Genomic DNA, 20694 nt, shown 5'->3' with positions numbered 1-20694 from the left:
CGAGAAAAACGGCCAGATAGTGCCAGCAATTGCGGCTCAACCTTTAGGCTAATCATGCCCCTGGCAAGGATCTCATCTGCCGGGCGGTGGCCCGCCCGGCAAAGCATTACGCCTGACGCTTGTCTTCCGTGTTGGTATCGAAGTCGCTCGCTGCGTGACGTTCGTGCAGTTGCTCGTTCAGCTCGCCGCTGGTGCGGTTAACGATGCGTCCACGCTTCACGGCATGGCGGTTCGCCACGTCTTTCGCCCAACGCTGGACGTTGGTGTACTTTTCGGCATCCAGGAACTCGGCGGCGTTATAGACGCTACCCAGGGCCACGCAGCCAAACCATGGCCAGATCGCCATATCCGCGATGGTGTACTCCTCGCCCGCCACGTAACGGCCGCGCGCCAGCTGTTTATCCAGCACGTCGAACAGGCGTTTGGCTTCCATGGTAAAGCGATCGATCGCGTACTCAATTTTCACTGGCGCGTAGTTGTAGAAGTGACCAAAACCGCCGCCCAGGAATGGCGCCGCGCCCTGCAGCCAGAACAACCAGTTCAGCGTTTCGGTGCGTCCCGCCGGATCTTTCGGCAGGAAGTGACCAAACTTCTCTGCCAGATAGAGCAGGATATTGCCGGATTCAAAGACGCGCGTTGGTGGGGTCGTGGAGTGATCCCGCAGCGCCGGTATTTTCGAGTTCGGGTTCACTTCAACGAACCCGCTGGAGAACTGATCGCCCTCGCCGATGCGGATCAACCAGGCGTCATACTCCGCGCCCGTCACGCCCAGCGCCAGCAGCTCTTCAAGCATGATGGTCACTTTCTGGCCGTTAGGTGTTCCCAGCGAATAAAGTTGCAGCGGATGGGAGCCCACGGGGAGATCTTTCTCATGCGTCGCGCCCGAAATCGGGCGGTTAATATTGGCGAACGCGCCGCCGCCGTTCTTTTTCCATTCCCACACTTTCGGTGGCTGATAGGTGTTTTCGTCTGACATGTTGGTCTGCCTCTTTGGTGTTGTGTTGAGGCAGTTTAGCAGGTGGCAGGGGAACCGTTTAACGATGCGAGCGTAATGGACAGGGCAGGTGTATGATAATTCCACCTCTGTCAGGTTAATTACAACGTGCAGACGACGACAACCCTTCAAAAAATTGCCGCCTGCCTGTTTTAGGTTGGATACATGCGTAAAGGAAAGTTAAGCAGTGATGCGCCATTCGGGACGTTGTTAGGCTATGCGCCGGGTGGCGTGGCGATTTACTCCTCAAATTACGGCAGTCTGGACCCGCGAAAATACCCGGAAGATGCGGATTTTCGCAGTTATATCGGCAACGAATACATGGGCCACAAATGGCAGTGTGTTGAGTTTGCCCGCCGTTTCCTGTTCCTCAACTATGGTTTCGTGTTTACCGACGTCGGCATGGCGTGGGAGATCTTCTCCCTGCGCTTTTTGCGTCAGGTAGTGAACGATAACATTCTGCCCCTTCAGGCGTTTGCCAACGGCTCGAAGCGCGCGCCGCGCGCCGGGGCGCTGCTGATCTGGCAAAAGGGCGGTGAGTTTCATGAGACCGGCCACGTGGCGGTGATCACCCAGCTTCTGGACGACAAGGTGCGCATTGCAGAGCAGAACGTCCTGCACTCCCCGCTGCCGCTCGGGCAGCAGTGGACGCGCGAGCTGCGGCTGAGCGTGGAGAACGGATGTTACACAATCCATGACACCTTCAGCGACACGGAAATTCTCGGCTGGATGATCCAGACCGACGACACGGAACACAGCATTCCCCAGCCGGAAATCGACGGCGAACTGCTGAAAATTCGCGGTGCGCGGCTGAAAAACAAACGTCAGTTCGACGGAAAATGGCTCAACGAAAATGACGCGCTGCAGCAGGCGTATATCCGCGCGAACGGTCATGTGATCAATCAAGATCCCTGCCAGTACTTCACCATCACCGAAAGCGCCGAGCAGGAGCTGATCAAGGCCACCAACGAACTGCACCTGATGTACCTGCACGCGACGGACAAGGTGCTGAAAGACGACAATTTGCTGGCGCTTTTCGACATTCCAAAAATCCTCTGGCCGCGCCTGCGCCTCTCCTGGCAGTGGCGTCGTCACCATATGATCACCGGCCGTATGGATTTTTGCATGGATGAGCGCGGGATTAAGGTCTACGAGTACAATGCCGACTCCGCGTCCTGCCATACCGAGGGCGGGTTGATTCTCGAAGAGTGGGTGAAAAACGGTTATCGCGGCCACGGCCATAACCCGGCAGAAGGGTTGCTGGAAGAGCTGACCGGCGCGTGGAAACACAGCCACGCGCGTCCGTTCGTGCACATCATGCAGGACAACGATGTCGAAGAGGATTATCACGCGCTCTTTATTCAGCGTTCACTGTTACAGGCCGGGTTTGAAACCAAAATTTTGCACGGGCTGGGGACGCTGAGCTGGGATGCTGCCGGGCAGCTGATTGACGACGAAGGTCGCCACGTCAACTGCGTGTGGAAAACCTGGGCGTGGGAAACGGCGATAGAGCAAATCCGCGAGGTCAGCGAAACCGAATATGCCGCCGTGCCGATTCGGACCGGACATCCCGAGGGTGAAGTGCGCCTGATCGACGTCCTGCTGCGTCCGGAAGTGCTGGTCTTTGAGCCGCTGTGGACGGTGATACCGGGCAACAAAGCCATTCTGCCGGTACTGTGGCAGCTTTTCCCGAACCACCGTTACCTGCTCGACACCGATTTTGAGGTTAACGACCTGCTGAAACAGACCGGTTATGCCGTCAAGCCGATTGCCGGACGCTGCGGCAGCAATATCGATCTCATTAGTGCCCAGGACGAACTGCTGGATAAATCCAGCGGTAAGTTTATCGATCGCAAAAACATTTACCAGCAGCTGTGGTGCCTGCCAAACGTTGACGGCAAGTACATTCAGGTCTGCACCTTTACCGTCGGCGGGAACTACGGCGGCACCTGTCTGCGCGGAGATGACTCGCTGGTGGTGAAGAAAGAGAGCGATATTGAACCGCTGATTGTGGTGAAGGATAAGTAACTCAGAACCGCTCGAAATAGCTCCCCGCAGACCATTCTGCGGGGACGTTTCTTCACTCTTCTTCCTCGTCCTGTTGACTGATCTTTAGATCAATAATACGGCCAATCCGATCGTGATAGACCGTCAGCAGGTTGTACTGGCTCATCTCGGAGATGATCTGTGGTGAGACATTAAAGCTGCGGGCCAGCTCCTCCTGGTGAAAATAGCCCGGCTGACGACGCCTCACATGCGTGCGGCGGCGGTTGTACTGATACCACAAAATCAGCAGCCATCCGTTAAGCGCGGCGAACAGCAAATAGATCAACACCGTATTAAAGGAGGCAATAATGACGCTCCACCGGTGTTCACTCTTTTCGGTTAACTGCATCCACAGCCTGGCATACAGGAAAAACAGAAATCCTCCCCACGCCACCAGAGTTAACGCGGCATCGAAAAGACGTGGTAACAGCCGATGTTCAGTCAAAATTAAGGTATTTTCGTTCATTGAATGCTTCCTTTTCCCCGGTCCGGACTGATCCAGCGCGCGCGGGCACGCTGACGTTTAAGCATGACTTTCGGAAACGCGACGAGGGTAGTGAACAGGCCAATCATCCAGTACACCATCGGGAACCAAATCACCCAGAAAAGCGAGCTTGCCACCTTCCGCTCGTATCGCCGCTCGATGAACAAACTGACCAGGAACTGCAGCAGGCACATGACGCCCAACAGCAGACCGGTGAACGCGGGTGGGAACAGGGTCTCAACGGTCAGCCTGGCGGGAATCGGCGCGACCTGGCTGATAATGAACAGCAGTACCGTCATCGCGTAAGCGAACGCCCACAGCGTGGACAGCGCGTACTCCAGAAACAGGGGCCACATGCGATGATGTTCCCAGCGCACAACCTTGCGAAGGTTGACCAGAAACACCTCCGCGCCGCCCTGAGCCCAGCGCAGGCGCTGTTTCCACAGGCCTTTGAGCGTCTCCGGCATCAGGATCCAGCACAGCGCCCGCGGCTCGAAAAAGATATCCCAGTGGCGCAGCTGAAGCTTCCAGCTTATGTCGATGTCTTCCGTGATCATATCCGGGCTCCAGTACCCGACATCCGCCAGCGCCTGGCGGCGAAAGGCGGCGATGACGCCGGACACGGTAAAGACCCGGCCATAGATCCGCTGCGTGCGTTTGATAAGGCCAATAATGGACGAGAACTCGCCCACCTGAATGCGCCCAATCAGCGAGGATCGCGTGCGAATGCGCGGATTGCCGGTGACCGCGCCGACGTGAGGATACTGAATCAGCGGGGCTACCAGATAAACCGCAGTGTCGCGGTCGAGCAGGGCGTCGCCATCAATGCAGACCAGCAGATCGCCCCGGGCTGCCGCGGCACCCGCTTTTAGCGCGACGGCTTTTCCCTGGTTTTCCGCGAGGTTAATTACCCGCAGGCGCGGCTGCTCCTGCGCCAGCTGCTGCAGCACGTCCGCCGTGTTATCAGAAGAGCCATCGTTAATGGCGATAACCTCTATATTCTTATACCGCTGATCCAGCGCGGCGCTGATGGTCTCTCTGGCGTTCCTTTCCTCATTGAAACAGGGGATCAGAATGGAAATAAGCGGCTCGCCAGCGAGCGAGGGTGGCGGGGTCTCTTTATCCCACGACCAGTGGCGTTCAAGCTGAAACCAGAAATAGAGTCCGCCGGTGACCCAGAGCACGGACATGAACAGCGGCCAGAAGAACACAAAATCCAGAATCAGTTCGCCGGTAAAGAGGGCGGCCACGCCTAAAGGCAACCCGAATACCAGACACAAAATAGAAAAAGCGATGATGCGATCAGTCATTGTCAGGGTACCAGTAGGAAGAAAATTCAGGCCTGATGCGGGAGATATCAGGCTGGTTGTTGATGAAATCGTCGGGGTAGTAGCCGTAGTTTTTGACGCCGTTCAGCTGGAGAACGCGCATCCACTGGACAAGCTGTTTATCGGAAACGGCACGCTGCGGTTTTTGCTCCCAGTCTCTGGCCTGCAGTTCGAAAATGGTTTTATCGAGCGCGCCGGGACGAGCGGCGACCACGTTAACCAGACGCGTCAGCCAGGCGTCGCTTTCGTTCGCCGGAACGGACTCCATCAGCGGCATGGCCATCGGCACCGTCCAGTCATAGGCCGCCAGAAAATCATCAAAATTCTGTGCAAACCAGGCTTCGCTTTCAGGCTCAAGGATGGGTAAGACGAACATATTGCGTGCGGTTTTGATCTGCGGTCCCCGGATGTGCTTCACCGCCTGGCCCAGCGCACGGGTAAAGCCCATCAGCAGACGGCTTTTCTGACGCGTTGTGTCCTGAGCGGCGTCTTGTCCGGCATCGTCAACGTCCGTCAGCACCGCATCGTCATGGAACAAAATCCCATTGAAGGTGCTATAGCGGGCCAGATCTTCATAGATGTCCGTCACCTGCTGGCGAACCTGCGGGTTCCACGGGGAGAGCCGTATATAAGGTTCAGTGGCCTCGTGCAGCTGGCCCGTTTGACGATCCCGACGCTGCACGCGCGGCAGGGAGGGATCGAGATCGAACGAGAGCACCGGCATCCACGCGAAGACTTTCACCCCCGCACGGGTCTGGAGCTGCCAGGAGACAAAATTGAACAGATCGGCGCGGACTGGAAGCCGACGGTTGGGGAAATAGAGCGCTTTGATCCGGCCATCGCCCTGCGGGTCGGCAAACGCCTGCAGGAAAACATGGCTGATTTTCATGTCGTAGACTCGCTGGATCAGCCTGTTGATATTTTGGGTTTGCTGGGCCGGATCGGGATCGTAAACGTAGTCGAGGTCGACGTGCATGACGCGAACGGGATCGTGTTCCTGGATCTGGCTGACCGTACTGGCAAAGGTTTTTAGCGAAGGATTACCGGCGATCAGCAGACGGGGAATGTTGCCAGGGTCATTTACGTCCCCCAGACCGTCTTCCAGCGTAAAGGCCAGCTGGTAACCCTGTTGTCTGGCGATGGCGAGCGACGTACCGTTGGCGGCACCGTAAGGCCAGACCCAGGCGCGCGGTGCTTTGCCCGTCACCTGCGTGATTTTCTCGGTCACTTTACGCACGTCGTCGCCGATCCGCTGGCTGAACTGCCGATCGGTTTCATAGCGGCCCGTCGCCTTATCGTAAAAGCGATTGGCGATGGCAGGCTCGCGGCTTCCCTGAGGGTTAGCCACGATACCGTAATGGGAGGCCCAGGTATGTGAGCCGATCTCAATCAGCGGAGACTGGCTGAGCTCGCGCACCATGTCCCACGTTGCGAAGCGATCGCGGGGCGTCATCAGACCACCAAAATTGACCTTTTGATTTGCTGGCGTGTCCACCCAACTGCCTACCGGTGCCCACAGGGCAGGGACGTTCCAGGCCTGAAGCAGTGGCCAGACGCGGGTATAAAAGCTGCTGTAGCCGTCGTCAAAACTGAGCAAAACGGCTTTCGGCGGCAGCGTTCTTTTTCCGTCATGGGCGTCCAGAATGTCCTGCACGCTGATGGCGTGATAGCCGTTATGCAAAAGCCAGCTTATTTGCTCGTTTAACGCGCTGGTGCGAACGGAGAGGTAGCGCTGATCGGCGGCATCATCTTCAACGTCGTGGTAGGCCAGTACCAGAAATCGATTCGTTGGCCAGGGCTTGCTTGCCTCCAGCTGGGGTCTCTCTTTGGGGGCAATAAACGGGAGTGCCTGGGCGCAAATGCTCGCGCTGAGGCAGAACCAGCCGATGAGTATCACACTCACGGAAAAACGTATGTTCAGCATATTCATCCTTAAAAGCGTAAAGTCGCATCAAACGTGACGGAGAGATTGCTCTCGCGCTTGCCGTCGTAAGGGCGTTTATCCCAGTTCAGCATCACGCCGGTATCGATGACGTTGTTCCACTGGATGCGTTGTCCGTAGCCCAGCAGGGTGATGGCCCCGGCGGACTGATTTTTCTGCCAGTAGCTGCCGCCGCCTGCCACGAACTGCTGGCTCCAGAGGGTGTCGTAATGGCGATACATCTCATGATCGACGGACAGAGCGGCCGTTACGGACAGATCCCGCGCCGGGTTGTAATAGAGCGTGTCCCGCAGGCTGTTTTTACTGGCGGCGATCCCCGGTTCGAGATCCAGCGTCAGGGATGGGGTTTGCCAGAGACGCTCCTTACCCGTAAGGGTGTATTCCTGACGGCGGTTGTGGTCTGAGAAGCGGCTGACGGCGGCGCTAAACTGATACTCACGTCGCTCGTTTTGATACCAGCGCACGCCGCCTTCCCCCCGGTTGGCGCTAATCCCGTTGCGTAATGCCCGTAAGGGCGTGGTGCGAGATACGCGTTCAAGGCTGCCGCTGAGCTGCCAGTTATCGGTGAGAAAGTAAGTTGTGAAAAGGCGAGCCCCCGGCTTGTTCGCGCCGTGATAGCGGTTGCTGGAGAGCTCGGCTTCGAGCTGGAGGTCACGAGGCCGCCATTCCACGCCGCCCAGGAGGTGGCGGCTGGTGCCTTTGCCTTCATCGAAATTACCCTCTGCATAGCGGGTGCCGGCAAACAGCCGCCAGTTATCCGCAACTGGCGGGCCATAGAGCGTGGCGTCCCAGTTCAGGTCGTGCGTACCGCTGACGGGGTTATCGGAGTGCAAACCCTTGCTCGCATTGAGGCGCAGCTCGGACATATGATGAACCGTTCTGAGCCTGTCCAGACGACGGGCACTGCGATCGACCGGCGCGCGAGCGAGCACGTCGTCGGCCAGTAAATCCATCTCTTGCCACTCCTGTAGATCCATGGCGACGTAAGCCTGCTGCTGCTCAAGCTCCAGATTTGATGGCTCCAGTGCCTCCGCCATTTTCAGCTTCTGCTCGGCCGCACGCGGCAGGCCCCGCGCCTGTAGCAAAGTGGCGTAGTCAATCTGCAATCCCTGGTTGCCCGGCGCCGTTGTCGCCAGACGCTGAGATAGCTTTTCGGCTTCAGGCAGGGCGTGGGTCGCCAGCAGATAGTTAAAACGGAGAGACTGCCCGGTGAGCCATCGATCGTTCGGCTGAGGGGTAGGGGAACCGAAATCGTAGCGGGTCCAGGGGACGTTACGGGTCTGGCGCTCTACATACTGGCGGGCGGCCCGATACTGCCCGGTATCCAGCCAGGCGTAGAAAAGCGCGTGCTCTTCGTCCTGCGGATCGGCGGCATATTGCGGATAGCGTTGCAGAAGCGAGAAGGCGGCATCGGCGTTTTTCTCCTGAAGATACGCGGAGATAACCCAGCCGATTGCCCAGTACGGCACCGGGTGCTGCGCTGCCATAAGATCCTGATACTCGCTGATGACCTGCGGATAATCAGCATGGGCGTACAGCGCGCCGAGCCGGTCTATACGCGCAAGGATGACATCTTCCGCCGCCTGCGGCTCGCTTTTCCAGCGAGAAAGCAGAACGTCGTAACGATTCAGCGCAGATTGCGCAAGCTGCAGGCGCTCCTTTTCTGTTCTGCCTGGCACATCGGCAAGGCGAACCCTTTCGGCGGCGGCGTTACGCTCAAGACGGCGACGCTCCGCCGGGGACAGCGGCACCCGCTGTGAAAGGACGAGCGCGGGGGTATTCACGCGGTTATCCGTCAGGGCATCGACAAGCTCGCTGAGCAGGAGGTTATTCTCTGGCGCGGTAGTCAGTGCGCGCGTGTCCGCCAGAAGCCGATCCCAGCTTTTTCCCTGGCGCAACCAGACATACGAGAGCGTCTGAAGATGCGCCTGAGTGGGGTTTTCGGTGACCAGCTGCCGGGCTTCCTGCAGCGCGAGTGCATCCATGCGGGCATCGGCCAGGGTTTTGATATAGCCGATACGATAATCATCGTTATTCGGCGCAAGGCTGCACGCCTCTTTCCAGAGCGATAAGGCTGGCTGCCACGCTTTTTGATTTCTCCTGGCCTGGGCAACGGCAGCAACGCCGCGAGCGGGCAGCGGCATATAAATGCCATAACGCTGCCAGACCTCAATCACCTCATCATCATGACCTGCCCAGGATGCCACCTGTAACCAGTCTGCGACCTGTTCAGGCGTCAGGGCGTGCTGTTGCTGATAATGCTGCAGATAATCAAGAAACGGCGTGTAATTACCGTTACGCGCCTGTTGAATCTTTTGTTCATAAACGGATTCCGTTGCCTGAACCAGAACAGGAAAGAGTAATAACAGTAACAATAATCCTGGGGTGCGATAAAAGAATAACGTATTGAAGCGAAGCGATCTTTCCATATCTATTTGCCATTTGTTTATCATGAATCCATTGCATAACACGGCTGCCTTTTAACTGTGCGTTAAAGGCGATAAATGAGAACATTAAATCTGAATGCAGTAACGTTATGGGGTACTTACTTAAAGGTAATTATGGATCCTTATCTCGGTGGATTGGGTAAACGGTAATGTACACCTGATATGTTGCCGGATAAATATGGTGAATAGAGGGTGGGTGGTTTTGAGATAATTCTGTAGTGAGCGGTTTTTTATGATTATATTGAAGGGGTTTTGTATATATAACATTATGATATTTAAGTATTTTATTTTTATTGTGACAAATTTGTTTATATTTTTAATGAGGCCTGGAAGCATCAATTAAAGTACTTTCTTGTGCATGTTTGGGAAGTTTCATGACAAAAATTCTTAATGTTTAGCGAAGTGTCTTTTCTGAGATTGTTTTTTATTTATAATTAATGTCAGACATTGAATGATGGTCTACAGGAAGTCTTACTCATCAATGTGTGTATTGAGGGATGCTCAAAGCCAGAATACATTTGTCGTTAATATAACAGCGCTATAAAACGAAGGCGGCCTTCTCGGAAGGAGCGTTCTTGCTTTAATCTAAAAGGGATGGTTAGTGGCAACTTCAATAGTGTTAGTGACTCAGGAACGCTATCTTGTCAGGGGCATGAGGCTTTTTTTTCCAGATATTATCCTGCTCGACTCGATTGACAGAAACATATTTGATAATGGTGCCGACGAATACTCTGTATTGATTGATAGTCGTTCTCCGCTCCGTTTATATGATTACCTGATACGTCATCCGGCCAGAACAAGGAAAACGATCTGCTGCGTTATGCTGGATATGCGACATCGCGAAGAGAATCTACTCAGTATGAAGTTGTTTATGAACACGTCGCTCACCGCGCCGGATATGGCGTCGCTGTTTAATCTGGTGCTCAATATGAAGGGCAGGCGTCTGACAACCAAATGGCTGCTTAACTTACGGCTTAGCACGCACGAGGCGATCATGCTGCGGTTGCTGAGGGCAGGGATGTCGATGGAAGCCGTTGCCGATGAGCTGAATACGTCGGTGAAAAGCCTCTACCGCAAACGAACGGCGCTTTCGGAACGGCTGGGGGCGGAGAACTTCAATGAGGCGTGTTTGTTTATCTTTAAAAATAAACTGCTGGATGTGATTGGGAACGATCCCTAGATTGAAAAGAGATCAAAAGCAAAAACCCGCCTTTTGGGCGGGTTCTTTAAACAGTAGTGTTCGGACTCAGAATCGAATCAAGGACACGGGGATTTTCAATCCCGCCCTGACTCTGCGCAGTTTTCAACGCCAGCCACGCTGCCAGTTCCGGGCAGTGGGTGACCAGACGGCCTTCTTCGCGCCGGTATTGCAGCAGATCTGAGGAACAGGATTTATCGGTACCGTTGTAGCGGACAAGGTGCCCTGACAGGCAGGCGCTAAGCAGGATTATATCTTTGATGGGCATGGGAGATACCTTTGATAAGGTGCGTAGTAACGCGCTTATCTCGATACCGGCGGATATAAGGTGGCAGAAAATGAGCGGGTGGCGGTTGGATTTTGGGGGAGAGGAAACGCGTATTATAATGAAAAACGAACAGTATCTTCTGCTCTTTAACCCCGTTTATGAACTGCCAGAGGCTAAGCCATGTGTTTTATCCTGAGCGGGTGATACCAGAAGGAGACTCCTGGAAGTGATTGAAAAATTTAAAAGGACGTTAGAAATGAATAAATATCTGTCTGGTCTGTGTGTTGTTTCTTTTTTTTATTTTTCTTCAATAGGTTACGCGCACTCTGCGGGGCTAAATAAAGTTCAGGTTAGTATCAAACCCAGCAGCGCTAATAGAGGATATATCCCGGTAATTTCTAATGCAGATGAAATCGAGTCTTCTGATTTCAGGGAGTCGGACCTAAGGGAGATGCAGGATAGCCTGAGGAAGATGAAGTCCGACAACCGCAAAGTCGATGAGCTAACTCAGAAGGTTTTGCAGCTTGAGAGAAAGAATTCTGAGCAGGAGAGTAAGATCGAGCGTTTGCAAAGAAGCCTTGATGACATGAAGCGGAGCAACGACAACCTTTCAAATCAGGTCAGCAATTTATCCGGCAAAATTAAGTGATAAAAAAGAGCCACCGCCTGTATTAACTTACCTGGCTATTAGCGTAAGCGTGCCTGCATTAAAGCCACGCTTATCAGCGCACAGAAATCGGCCGTAGCCATAAAGCAAAAACCCAGCCATAGGCTGGGTTTTCTAAATAGTGGTGCCCGGACTCGGAATCGAACCAAGGACACGGGGATTTTCAATCCCCTGCTCTACCGACTGAGCTATCCGGGCAACGGGGCGCATTAAACCTGATCTGCTTCCTGCCGTCAACGAAAAATGTTGTTTTCGTTACGGACTGCGCAATCTCTCGCCATTTCGCCGCACTCTTAAGCGAAAAAGCGCGTCCAGAGCGCTGAGAGCGGCATGGCGATCAGCAGCGCGGGCAGCATATTCACCACGGCAAACATCTTAATCCCGCAGATGCGTAACCCGGTCGCCAGCAACAGCAGGCCACCGACGGCAGTAAAGTCCGCCATCATTGCCGGCGTAGTCAGCGGGAGTATCAGCGCGGCGCAGGTGGCGAGAGCCAGCTGAATCAGCAGCATCGGGACGCAAATTGCCGCGACGGCGATACCGAGCGTGGTGGCAAAAATGGTGGCGGTGAAGAAATCGAGAAACGCTTTCGCAATTAATATACTCGGGTCGCCCGTCATCCCTTCTTGCATCGAACCGAATATCCCGGTGCCGCTGGCACAAAACAGAATAATGATCGCAACGTAGTTCTGAATAAACGACTCGTGCGTGCCGTGTTTCGCCTTACCGGGTCGGGCAATCAGGTTTTTGGCTTTGCCTACCGCGTTATTGATGCCCTTTTCCAGATAGCAAAATTCGCCAATCAGTGCGCCGAGCAGCGTTGCCAGCACCATGACGGGCAGGTTGGCGCATTTGATGACTAAAAGGATGCCGATGCCCAGCGAGGCCAGGCCAAAAATAGAAGGCATGGAGGTACGAATACGCTCCGGTAGCCGCTGGCTTAACACGCCGCCAAGTATGCCGCCCAGCAGCACTGCGCCGGCGTTGATAAAGGGTCCAATTACCACCGCTAACTCCTGTTACTTAATCATTGGTATTGCATGATTATGACACGCAAAGCGGGCATTACGCTTAGCTTTGGAAGGTTTTGTGCATATTGATTCCTTCTTGCACCTCAAAATAAAAGGTGACATTATTGCGCGAATTTTCTCCTCCCTGTCTCACCATTCGGTGAGGGTAACTAGCGCCTATGAAAACCATGAAAATTGCCGTCAGCCGCGAGCTGCTCTCCACTGTCTCAACCCACCGTGAAAAGGTGACGCTGGATAACACGGATTTTACCGATGTGGCGGCAGTCGTCATGACCACTGCTGAAAGTTGCAGCGGTATTCTCGCGTTGCTGAAACGCACGGGCTTTCAGTTACCGGTGTTTATTTTCTCGCAGGAGCACACGGACGTGCCTGACGGTGCTACCGCGGTCATCTCGGGGAAAGCGCAGGAGTTTCTGGAACTGGAGACTGCTGCCAGCCGTTACGAAGAGAATCTGCTGCCGCCGTTTTTCGACACCCTGAGCCAGTACGTGGAGATGGGTAACAGCACCTTCGCCTGTCCTGGTCACCAGCACGGGGCGTTTTTCAAAAAGCATCCGGCGGGACGACAGTTCTTTGATTTCTTCGGTGAGAACGTGTTTCGTGCCGACATGTGCAATGCTGACGTAAAACTCGGGGATTTACTGATCCACGAAGGGTCCGCCAAGCATGCGCAAAAGTTCGCGGCGAAAGTGTTCAATGCCGATAAAACCTACTTCGTGCTGAACGGCACGTCGGCGGCCAACAAGGTGGTGACCAACGCGCTTCTGACCCGCGGCGACCTGGTGCTGTTCGATCGCAATAACCATAAATCTAACCACCACGGGGCGCTGATTCAGGCAGGGGCCACGCCGGTGTATCTTGAGGCTGCGCGTAATCCATTTGGCTTTATTGGCGGGATTGACGAGCACTGTTTTGATGACGCGTACCTGCGCGATCTTATCCGCGAGGCTGCGCCGGAGAAAGCCGACGAGGCGCGTCCGTTCCGCCTGGCGATCATCCAGCTTGGCACTTATGACGGCACGATCTACAACGCCCGTCAGGTGATCGACAAGATCGGCCATCTGTGTGATTACATCCTGTTTGACTCTGCCTGGGTGGGCTACGAGCAATTTATTCCGATGATGGCGGAAACGTCTCCGCTGTTGCTGGAGCTGAACGAGAACGATCCTGGCATTTTTGTGACCCAGTCGGTGCATAAGCAGCAGGCCGGGTTCTCGCAAACGTCGCAGATCCATAAAAAGGATAACCACATTCGTGGCCAGGCGCGGTTTTGCCCCCATAAGCGGCTGAACAATGCGTTTATGCTGCACGCCTCCACCAGCCCGTTTTATCCGCTGTTTGCAGCGCTGGATGTGAATGCCAAAATTCATGAAGGCGAGAGTGGGCGCAGGCTGTGGGCGGAGTGTGTTGAGCTGGGCATTGAGGCGCGCAAGGCGATCATTGCCAACTGCCATATGATTAAGCCGTTTATCCCGCCGGTGGTGGCGGGGCGGCCGTGGCAGGATCATCCGACGCACGCCATTGCCAGCGAGCGCCGCTTCTTCAGCTTCGAGCCGGGGGCGAAATGGCACGGGTTTGCGGGTTATGCCCGCGAGCAGTACTTTGTCGACCCGTGCAAGCTGCTGCTGACCACGCCGGGTATTGATGCGGAAACCGGGGAATATACCGGGTTCGGCATTCCGGCGACCATTCTTGCGCACTACCTGCGCGAAAACGGCATCGTGCCGGAGAAATGCGATCTCAACTCAATCCTGTTCCTGCTGACGCCAGCTGAAAGCAGCGAGAAGCTGGCGCAGCTGGTGGCAATGCTGGGACAGTTCGAGCAGCATATTGAAGACGATACGCCGCTGGCGGACGTACTGCCGACCATCTACCAGAAATACCCGGTGCGCTACCGGGATTACACCCTCCGCCAGTTGTGTCAGGAGATGCACGATCTTTATGTCAGCTTTGACGTAAAAGATCTGCAGAAGGCGATGTTCCGCAAAGAAAGCCTGCCTGAGGTGGTGATGAATCCACAGGACGCGAACCAGGCCTACATTCGCGGTAACGTGGAGCTGGTGCGCATACGGGATGCCGAAGGGCGGATTGCTGCCGAAGGGGCGCTGCCCTATCCGCCTGGCGTGCTGTGCGTGGTGCCGGGTGAAGTCTGGGGCGGGGCGGTACAGCGTTACTTCCTGGCGCTGGAAGAGGGCATCAACCTGCTGCCGGGCTTCTCGCCGGAGCTGCAGGGGGTATACAGCGAGAAGGATGCGGACGGGATTAAACGGCTGTATGGATATGTGTTGAGGTAGTGCGGGCTGCTGCCCTCACCCTAACCCTCTCCCACAGGGAGAGGGAACGTTTCATCAAACCGCACTACGCTTGTACATCCTCCTTGGATGGCCAATCTTCCCGTACAGCATCTCCACGCTCAGAAACCCCGCCTCCACGCAGTGCTCCAGATAGCGCCGGGTAGTGGTTTTACTCAACCCCGTTTCGCTCACCACCTCATCCACGGTAAAGCAGTGCGTCGCCTTGTCGTTGAACAGCGCCTGCACCCGGGCCAGCGTATTCTCCTCAATCCCTTTGCTGCCGTTGTCCTGGCGGTAGTTCTTCGCCTGGAGTTGATACAGTGAATCGACGTTTTGCTGATCGACAATCTTCCAGACGCGCTGCTGTTCGGCAAATTGCACAAAGCGCTCCAGCGACTGGCTGAGGCGCTTCCAGGAAACCGGCTTAAGGATATAGTCAAACGCGCCGTTGCGGATGGCCTGGCTGCAGGTGTCCATATCGCTGGCGGCGGTGATGAAAATCACCGAGCAGTTGGCGCGGGTCAGCATCGGGTTACTGATAAGGGTGATGCCTTTGCCGTCCGGCAGATAGTTATCCAGCAGCATCAGCTGAGGCTGTTTACGCTCAAGCTGAACCTGCGCGTCGGCCAGTGACGAGGCAATCCCCACCAGTCTCAGACGCGGGTGTTTGCTGATGAGCTCCGCGTGCAGCTGTGCCAGTTCGTTCTCGTCTTCAACAATCAGTACGTCGATAAGTTCATGTTGCATAGTCGGTGTCTTCCAGTTGCCGGACGGTTCCCGAGGCCGGGATAAACAATGAGAAAATGGCGCCGCGTGGGGTATTATCGGCAACTTCTATCGCGCCGCCAGCCTGCGTAACGTAGCTTTCGATCAGATACAGACCAATCCCATGATCGCCGCGTGTTTTGGTGGTGATGCCGCGTTCAAAGATCCGCTCACGGATCTCCGGTTTAATGCCTACGCCCTGGTCGGCGACTTCAATAATCAGCTCCTGCTCGCTGAGTTTTATCAGCACTTCCACCGGCGTATGGGGAAGCGGCGAGCGCTGTGTTGCTTCGATGGCGTTATCCAGCAGGTTACCAATAATCGAAATCAACTCTTGCTCCCCAAGCGGCAGGAACGGCTTATCCAGCCGACAGGCCGGGTCGAAACTCAGCTCGACGCCTTTTTCCCGCGCGCGGGCGGCTTTCCCGAGCAGCAGGCCGCACAGGGTGGGGGAACTGAAGCGCGACGAGATAAAGTCCAGCAGTTCCTGGGCATGTTCCGACTGCGCCTGTATGTAGCCAATCGCCTCCTCATAGCGGCCCATATGCAGCAGGCCGGAGAGGGTGGTCATCCGGTTTAACTGCTCGTGGCGCATAATGCGCAGGTTATCGACATAGCGTTTTACCTGGCTGAGCTGGGCGCTCAGAGAGTCGATTTCGTTGCGATCGCGGAAGGTGATCACCCAGCCCTGCAGCGAGCCCTCAAGCATGATGTGAACCCGGCTGGCAATCACCGTGAGATCGTTAAAACGGCAAATCTCATCGTGGGTATCTTTAGCCAGCATCGTCTGCGTGTCGAAGAACGGGACCGGGTCGATCACCTGGCTTATCAACTGCCCACGCAGTTCACGCGCCGGCTGGCTCAGCCCCAGCAGTTTGCGCGCCGCCTGGTTGATCACTTCTATGCGCCGCTCGTTATCAATGGCAATCACCCCTTCGTAGATAGATTCCATCATCGCCTTTTGCTGACGTACCAGCAGGCCGATTTCTCGCGGTTCGAGGGAGAAGATCTGCTTCTTTATACTGCGGGTAAAGAACCAGGAGAAGATAAAGAGGGCCAAAAGCAGCAGCACGGCGGCAATCAGGATATTGACCACTTTACTGACGGTAATGGTATCCAGGTAGCTGGTGAGATAGCCCACGGAAACAATGCCAACCACCTGCCCGGCATCGTTGAAGATAGGGGCTTTACTGCGCAGCGAAATACCCAGTCCGCCTTTACGGATGGTTGTCGTGCTTTTCCCCTGCAGGACGGCCTCATTGTCGCCGCCAATCAGCGTCGTGCCCACTCTGTCGGCAAAGACGGAATGAAAAAGGTGCTTTCCCGTGTTATCTCCAATGACAATAAAGCTGGCATCGCTATGGGCAGCCATTTTCTGCATAAAATCATGGATCGCGGTGATATCTTTTTGTTCAACTTCATTGCGTAATGACGGAATAAGCGCAATCTCCTCCGCCTGTATTTTTGCGCGCGCACTCATTTCCTGATAAAGCTGCTTACCGACATCGGCATAATAATATCCGCCCAGCAACGCAAAAAGCACTGAGAAAAAGGCAACCAGCGAAATAAACAACTTAATCTGGAAAGAGACTTTCATAACTATCACGCAAGGTAGCGACAAAGATCGCCAATATATCATCTTTTTTTCTGTGGCTGCCTGTGCTTTGCCGAAAACTTGTGATCCCTTGCACAGCGGGCGCTGTAAAAGATTTATCCTGAGGGCTTACCTCGTTCAGGCTATATGAATAAATGTTATTTGTTTGTTCAATTCAGAAAAGAAACCATAAAAACCACGATAATAAATAAGGCATAAATCACATTAAATAAAAGAAACCATTAAAACCATAGTGGCCATTAAAACTTCGCTTTTAATATGTCATCCCTCACATAAAGTAAGCCTTTGTGACTCTAAGCTGAACGCACAAAATAACCAAGGGGCTTATTATGAGCACAACTGACGATTCTTTCTCTGTTACCCACGACCCGATTGAAATTCAGCGACCCTCGCTCAAAGAGCGTTGGTGGCATATTATGGATACCTGGAAAATCGGGATTATCCCTCTGCCGCTGTTTGTTCTGGCGGGCGCACTGATTGCGATTGATTGTCTGGGCGGAAAGCTGCCGAGCGACATCGTGGTGATGGTAGCGACCCTGGCCTTCTTCGGCTTTGCCTGCGGTGAGTTTGGCAAGCGCCTGCCGATTGTCGGCAAGCTCGGTGCGGCGGCGATTTGCGCCACCTTTATCCCTTCCGCGCTGGTCTATTACGGCCTGCTGCCGGATGTGGTGGTCGAGTCCACCACGAAGTTCTATAAATCCACCAATATTCTCTATCTTTACATCTGCTGCATTATCGTCGGCAGCATCATGAGCATGAACCGCACGGTGCTGATTCAGGGCTTCCTGCGCATCTTCTTCCCGATGCTGTGCGGTGAAATTGTCGGCATGCTGGTGGGGATGGGCGTTGGTCTCGCGCTGGGCCTGGAGCCGTTCCAGATCTTCTTCTTTATCATTCTGCCCATTATGGCGGGCGGTGTCGGGGAAGGCGCAATTCCGCTTTCCATCGGTTATGCCACCCTGCTGCACATGGACCAGGGCGTAGCGCTCGGCCGCGTGCTGCCGATGGTGATGCTCGGCGGTCTGACCGCGATCATTATCTCCGGTTGCCTGAACCAGCTTGGTAAGCGCTACCCGCACCTGACCGGTGAAGGCCAGCTGATGCCTAACCGCGCCAATGCCGATACCACCGTCTCTCAGCCTGCGTTCTCTGGTAAAGCGGACGTGACCACAATCGCCTCTGGCGCCCTGCTGGCGGTGCTGCTCTACATGCTGGGCATGCTCGGCCACAAGCTCATTGGCCTGCCAGCCCCGGTCGGCATGCTGTTTATGGCGGTGCTGGTGAAGCTCTGCAACGGCGCCTCTCCGCGCCTGCTGGAAGGTTCGCAGGTCGTCTACAAATTCTTCCAGACTTCCGTGACCTACCCCATCCTCTTCGCCGTCGGCGTGGCTATCACCCCGTGGCACGAACTGGTGGCGGCGTTCACCGTCAGCAACCTGCTGGTGATTGTCAGCACCGTTTCTGCGCTGGTGGCGACCGGCTTCTTCGTCGGCAAAAAGATCGGTATGCATCCGATTGATGTCGCCATCGTCTCCTGCTGCCAGAGCGGGCAGGGCGGTACCGGCGACGTGGCGATCCTGACCGCAGGCAACCGCATGAGCCTGATGCCGTTCGCCCAGATTGCTACCCGTATCGGCGGAGCGATTAACGTCTCTATCTCTCTGCTGATTCTGGGCAACTTCCTCGTTTAAGTTTTCAGGAAAGAACAATGAAACTCGCAAGCTTTTTATACCAGGGAAAACGCAGCTACGGCATCGTCCAGGCCGACGGCGTGATTGATTTAGGCCGCCGTCTCGGCGACCGCTACAGCGACCTCAAGGCGCTGCTGCAGGGCAACGGGCTGGCGCAGGCCACCCGCTACCTGAACGACGCGGTGGACGTGCCGATGAGCGCTATCACCTTCTTACCGGTGATTGAGCAGCCGGAAAAAATTCTCTGCGTGGGCATGAACTACGCCGACAAGCGCAAGGAGTTTGACCAGCATAACCCGGCCCCGACGCTGTTTGTCCGCTTCCCGGATTCACAGACCGGCCATAACGAACCGGTGCTGAAGCCGCGCCACTCCAGTGAATTCGACTACGAAGGCGAGCTGGCGGTGATCATCGGCAAAGGTGGGGAGAACATCAGCCGCGACGACGCGCTGCGCCACGTGGCGGGCTACAGCTGCTACATGGACGGCTCCGCCCGTGACTGGCAGCACACCTGGTTTACAGCCGGAAAAAACTGGCGTCAGACCGGCGCGTTTGGCCCCTGGATGGCGACGGCGGATGAGATCCCGGATCCGCACCAGCTGGCAATCCGCACTTGGCTGAACGGCCGCATGGTGCAGGAAGACAACACCAGCAGCATGATCCACAAGGTTGCGGAGCTGATCGAGTACATCAGCACCTTCACCCGCCTCAGCCCGGGCGATGTGATCATCACCGGATCCCCGGGCGGGGTGGGGAAAAAGCGTAACCCGCCGCTGTTTATGAAAGAGGGCGATCGCATTGAGGTGGAGATCGAGCATATCGGTCATCTGAGCAACGTGATCGTGGAAGCGCCCGCCGTCGGGCTTGCGGCAGCACACTGAGTAAAACGGCATGAACAGTCAACCCATCGATTTTCGCCACACTCTGGTGGCGAAGCATCCGGAACGCTTAAGCCAGATCCGCTACCTGCTGGCAGACAGCGGCCTTGGCCTGGACAACGACATCACGCTGTTTGTCGAAGCCTGGTCCGGCTCGCAGCTGGTGGGTTGCGCAGGGCTTGCCGCCAACGTCATCAAATGCGTGGCGGTCAACGAGCAGCTTCGCGGCGAGAACCTCAGCGCGCGGCTGCTGGCTGAGGTGGAAAATGCGGCGCTGGAGCGCGGCCATTTTCATCTCTTCCTCTGCACCCGTCCGTGCAACCGGGAGCGCTTTGCCCGCAGTGGCTTCTGGCCGATTGCCCAGAGCGGAAACAACGCGGTGCTGATGGAGAACACCCCGCAGGGGATCGAACGCTACTGCCGTTCCCTGCGCGCGAAGCGCAAAAGCGGGGAGAACATTGGCGCGATAGTGATGAACGCCAATCCCTTCACCCTCGGCCATCGCCATCTGGTGGAGCAGGCGGCGCAGCAGTGCGATGCGCTGCATCTCTTCGTGGTGCGTGAAGATGCGTCGTTCTTCCCGTTTAGCGCGCGCATTGAGATGGTGCGGGCGGGCGTGGCGCATCTGCCGAACGTGGTGGTGCATGAAGGCTCGCAGTACATCATCTCCCGCGCCACCTTCCCGGCCTACTTCCTGAAGGAGACCGGCAAAGTGCAGCAGGCGTGGAGTGAAATCGACGTGCTGATTTTCCGGGACTTTATTGCCCCGGCGCTGGGCATCACCCACCGCTTCATCGGCTCGGAGCCCTTTTGCGACATCACCCGGCAGTACAACCAGACGCTGCACGACCTGCTGGCCTCGCATATTGAGGTGGTGGAAATGCCGCGCATCAAGGCCACCGGCAACGCCATTTCCGCGTCCGAAGTGCGCCGTTTACTCAAGGCACAGCAGTTTTCCCGGATCCGGGAGATTGTCCCGGACTCCACCTTCGCGCATCTCGAAACGCATTACCGTGCGAGTGCCGAAGTCGCATAACTACCAGGAA

Annotated in this window: 16 protein-coding genes and 1 tRNA gene; 7 read left to right on the top strand and 10 right to left on the bottom strand. The window is 55.6% G+C overall.

Features of this window, described 5'->3' with window-relative positions; all coding sequences use genetic code 11:
• Positions 1 to 106: 106 nt before the first annotated feature.
• Positions 107 to 976: a glutathione-dependent disulfide-bond oxidoreductase gene (gene yghU / locus ABFI50_RS05520; protein ID WP_014885224.1), complete on the bottom strand. Its 870-nt coding sequence runs from the start codon at positions 974 to 976 to the stop codon at positions 107 to 109.
• Between the two features lie 183 nt (positions 977 to 1159).
• Between yghU and gss the strand changes: the two genes are divergently transcribed.
• Positions 1160 to 3022 carry a bifunctional glutathionylspermidine amidase/synthase gene (gene gss, locus ABFI50_RS05515; protein WP_347485563.1) on the top strand — a complete coding sequence of 621 codons (1863 nt, stop codon included), beginning with the start codon at positions 1160 to 1162 and terminating at the stop codon, positions 3020 to 3022.
• 52 nt (positions 3023 to 3074) lie between these two features.
• On the opposite strand, the gene pgaD is transcribed toward gss, so the two are convergent.
• Genes pgaD through pgaA form a run of 4 tightly spaced genes read right to left on the bottom strand, consistent with a single transcriptional unit; the run spans position 3075 to position 9223 of the window.
• Positions 3075 to 3506, bottom strand: a complete 432-nt coding sequence (gene pgaD / locus ABFI50_RS05510; RefSeq protein WP_347485562.1) for a poly-beta-1,6-N-acetyl-D-glucosamine biosynthesis protein PgaD — start codon at positions 3504 to 3506, stop codon at positions 3075 to 3077.
• On the bottom strand, positions 3503 to 4834 hold the full coding sequence (gene pgaC / locus ABFI50_RS05505; protein WP_023331300.1) for a poly-beta-1,6-N-acetyl-D-glucosamine synthase: 1332 nt from the start codon (positions 4832 to 4834) through the stop codon (positions 3503 to 3505). Before pgaC ends, pgaD begins: the two co-directional genes overlap by 4 nt.
• Positions 4827 to 6776, bottom strand: a complete 1950-nt coding sequence (gene pgaB / locus ABFI50_RS05500; RefSeq protein WP_250128264.1) for a poly-beta-1,6-N-acetyl-D-glucosamine N-deacetylase PgaB — start codon at positions 6774 to 6776, stop codon at positions 4827 to 4829. Before pgaB ends, pgaC begins: the two co-directional genes overlap by 8 nt.
• 8 nt (positions 6777 to 6784) lie before the next feature.
• On the bottom strand, positions 6785 to 9223 hold the full coding sequence (pgaA, locus tag ABFI50_RS05495) for a poly-beta-1,6 N-acetyl-D-glucosamine export porin PgaA (RefSeq protein ID WP_347485559.1): 2439 nt from the start codon (positions 9221 to 9223) through the stop codon (positions 6785 to 6787).
• A 670-nt stretch (positions 9224 to 9893) separates the two neighbouring features.
• Between pgaA and ABFI50_RS05490 the strand changes: the two genes are divergently transcribed.
• Complete coding sequence (locus ABFI50_RS05490) at positions 9894 to 10421, top strand: helix-turn-helix domain-containing protein (RefSeq protein ID WP_045134821.1); 528 nt, start codon at positions 9894 to 9896, stop codon at positions 10419 to 10421.
• A gap of 46 nt (positions 10422 to 10467) precedes the next feature.
• Here the strand turns inward: ABFI50_RS05490 and ABFI50_RS05485 are convergent, their stop codons facing one another.
• Complete coding sequence (locus tag ABFI50_RS05485; RefSeq protein WP_014885217.1) at positions 10468 to 10707, bottom strand: 2-thiouracil desulfurase family protein; 240 nt, start codon at positions 10705 to 10707, stop codon at positions 10468 to 10470.
• Between the two features lie 226 nt (positions 10708 to 10933).
• Here ABFI50_RS05485 and ABFI50_RS05480 point away from each other — a divergent pair, with 226 nt between their 5' ends.
• Positions 10934 to 11356, top strand: coding sequence for a hypothetical protein (locus tag ABFI50_RS05480; RefSeq protein WP_230278702.1), 423 nt, complete (start codon positions 10934 to 10936; stop codon positions 11354 to 11356).
• A 140-nt stretch (positions 11357 to 11496) separates the two neighbouring features.
• On the opposite strand, the gene ABFI50_RS05475 is transcribed toward ABFI50_RS05480, so the two are convergent.
• Positions 11497 to 11572, bottom strand: a tRNA-Phe gene (locus ABFI50_RS05475).
• Positions 11573 to 11667: 95 nt separating this feature from the next.
• On the bottom strand, positions 11668 to 12381 hold the full coding sequence (locus ABFI50_RS05470; protein WP_014885214.1) for a DUF554 domain-containing protein: 714 nt from the start codon (positions 12379 to 12381) through the stop codon (positions 11668 to 11670).
• A gap of 182 nt (positions 12382 to 12563) precedes the next feature.
• Here ABFI50_RS05470 and ABFI50_RS05465 point away from each other — a divergent pair, with 182 nt between their 5' ends.
• On the top strand, positions 12564 to 14699 hold the full coding sequence (locus ABFI50_RS05465) for an ornithine decarboxylase (protein WP_347485556.1): 2136 nt from the start codon (positions 12564 to 12566) through the stop codon (positions 14697 to 14699).
• Between the two features lie 54 nt (positions 14700 to 14753).
• On the opposite strand, the gene ABFI50_RS05460 is transcribed toward ABFI50_RS05465, so the two are convergent.
• Both ABFI50_RS05460 and ABFI50_RS05455 read right to left on the bottom strand, forming a co-directional pair.
• A complete protein-coding gene (locus ABFI50_RS05460) occupies positions 14754 to 15446 on the bottom strand; it encodes a response regulator (protein WP_023337769.1) in 693 nt (230 codons plus the stop codon).
• Complete coding sequence (locus tag ABFI50_RS05455) at positions 15436 to 17061, bottom strand: sensor histidine kinase (protein WP_347485555.1); 1626 nt, start codon at positions 17059 to 17061, stop codon at positions 15436 to 15438. The genes ABFI50_RS05460 and ABFI50_RS05455 overlap by 11 nt, the downstream gene beginning before the upstream one ends.
• 347 nt (positions 17062 to 17408) lie before the next feature.
• Here ABFI50_RS05455 and ABFI50_RS05450 point away from each other — a divergent pair, with 347 nt between their 5' ends.
• The 3 genes from ABFI50_RS05450 to citC are packed head-to-tail and all read left to right on the top strand — an operon-like array spanning position 17409 to position 20684.
• Positions 17409 to 18770, top strand: a complete 1362-nt coding sequence (locus ABFI50_RS05450; RefSeq protein WP_014885210.1) for a 2-hydroxycarboxylate transporter family protein — start codon at positions 17409 to 17411, stop codon at positions 18768 to 18770.
• Positions 18771 to 18787: 17 nt separating this feature from the next.
• On the top strand, positions 18788 to 19651 hold the full coding sequence (locus tag ABFI50_RS05445; protein ID WP_045134818.1) for a fumarylacetoacetate hydrolase family protein: 864 nt from the start codon (positions 18788 to 18790) through the stop codon (positions 19649 to 19651).
• A gap of 10 nt (positions 19652 to 19661) precedes the next feature.
• Entirely contained in the window at positions 19662 to 20684 is a 1023-nt protein-coding gene (gene citC / locus ABFI50_RS05440) for a [citrate (pro-3S)-lyase] ligase (protein WP_213783086.1), read from the top strand.
• Positions 20685 to 20694: the final 10 nt, after the last annotated feature.

Source organism: Enterobacter sp. HNDS-6 (assembly GCF_039850505.1).
GTDB lineage: Bacteria > Pseudomonadota > Gammaproteobacteria > Enterobacterales > Enterobacteriaceae > Enterobacter > Enterobacter kobei.
The sequence above is the reverse complement of the archived record's forward strand: the minus strand, read 5'-3'. Positions and strand labels throughout refer to the sequence as shown.

Excerpts from the sequence above, each read along its gene's own strand:
- yghU (WP_014885224.1), bottom strand. The coding sequence starts at position 976 with ATGTCAGACGAAAACACCTATCAGCCACCGAAAGTGTGGGAATGGAAA.
- gss (WP_347485563.1), top strand. The coding sequence starts at position 1,160 with ATGCGTAAAGGAAAGTTAAGCAGTGATGCGCCATTCGGGACGTTGTTA.
- pgaD (WP_347485562.1), bottom strand. The coding sequence starts at position 3,506 with ATGAACGAAAATACCTTAATTTTGACTGAACATCGGCTGTTACCACGT.
- pgaC (WP_023331300.1), bottom strand. The coding sequence starts at position 4,834 with ATGACTGATCGCATCATCGCTTTTTCTATTTTGTGTCTGGTATTCGGG.
- pgaB (WP_250128264.1), bottom strand. The coding sequence starts at position 6,776 with ATGCTGAACATACGTTTTTCCGTGAGTGTGATACTCATCGGCTGGTTC.
- pgaA (WP_347485559.1), bottom strand. The coding sequence starts at position 9,223 with ATGGAAAGATCGCTTCGCTTCAATACGTTATTCTTTTATCGCACCCCA.
- ABFI50_RS05490 (WP_045134821.1), top strand. The coding sequence starts at position 9,894 with ATGAGGCTTTTTTTTCCAGATATTATCCTGCTCGACTCGATTGACAGA.
- ABFI50_RS05485 (WP_014885217.1), bottom strand. The coding sequence starts at position 10,707 with ATGCCCATCAAAGATATAATCCTGCTTAGCGCCTGCCTGTCAGGGCAC.
- ABFI50_RS05465 (WP_347485556.1), top strand. The coding sequence starts at position 12,564 with ATGAAAACCATGAAAATTGCCGTCAGCCGCGAGCTGCTCTCCACTGTC.
- ABFI50_RS05460 (WP_023337769.1), bottom strand. The coding sequence starts at position 15,446 with ATGCAACATGAACTTATCGACGTACTGATTGTTGAAGACGAGAACGAA.
- ABFI50_RS05455 (WP_347485555.1), bottom strand. The coding sequence starts at position 17,061 with ATGAAAGTCTCTTTCCAGATTAAGTTGTTTATTTCGCTGGTTGCCTTT.
- ABFI50_RS05450 (WP_014885210.1), top strand. The coding sequence starts at position 17,409 with ATGAGCACAACTGACGATTCTTTCTCTGTTACCCACGACCCGATTGAA.
- ABFI50_RS05445 (WP_045134818.1), top strand. The coding sequence starts at position 18,788 with ATGAAACTCGCAAGCTTTTTATACCAGGGAAAACGCAGCTACGGCATC.
- citC (WP_213783086.1), top strand. The coding sequence starts at position 19,662 with ATGAACAGTCAACCCATCGATTTTCGCCACACTCTGGTGGCGAAGCAT.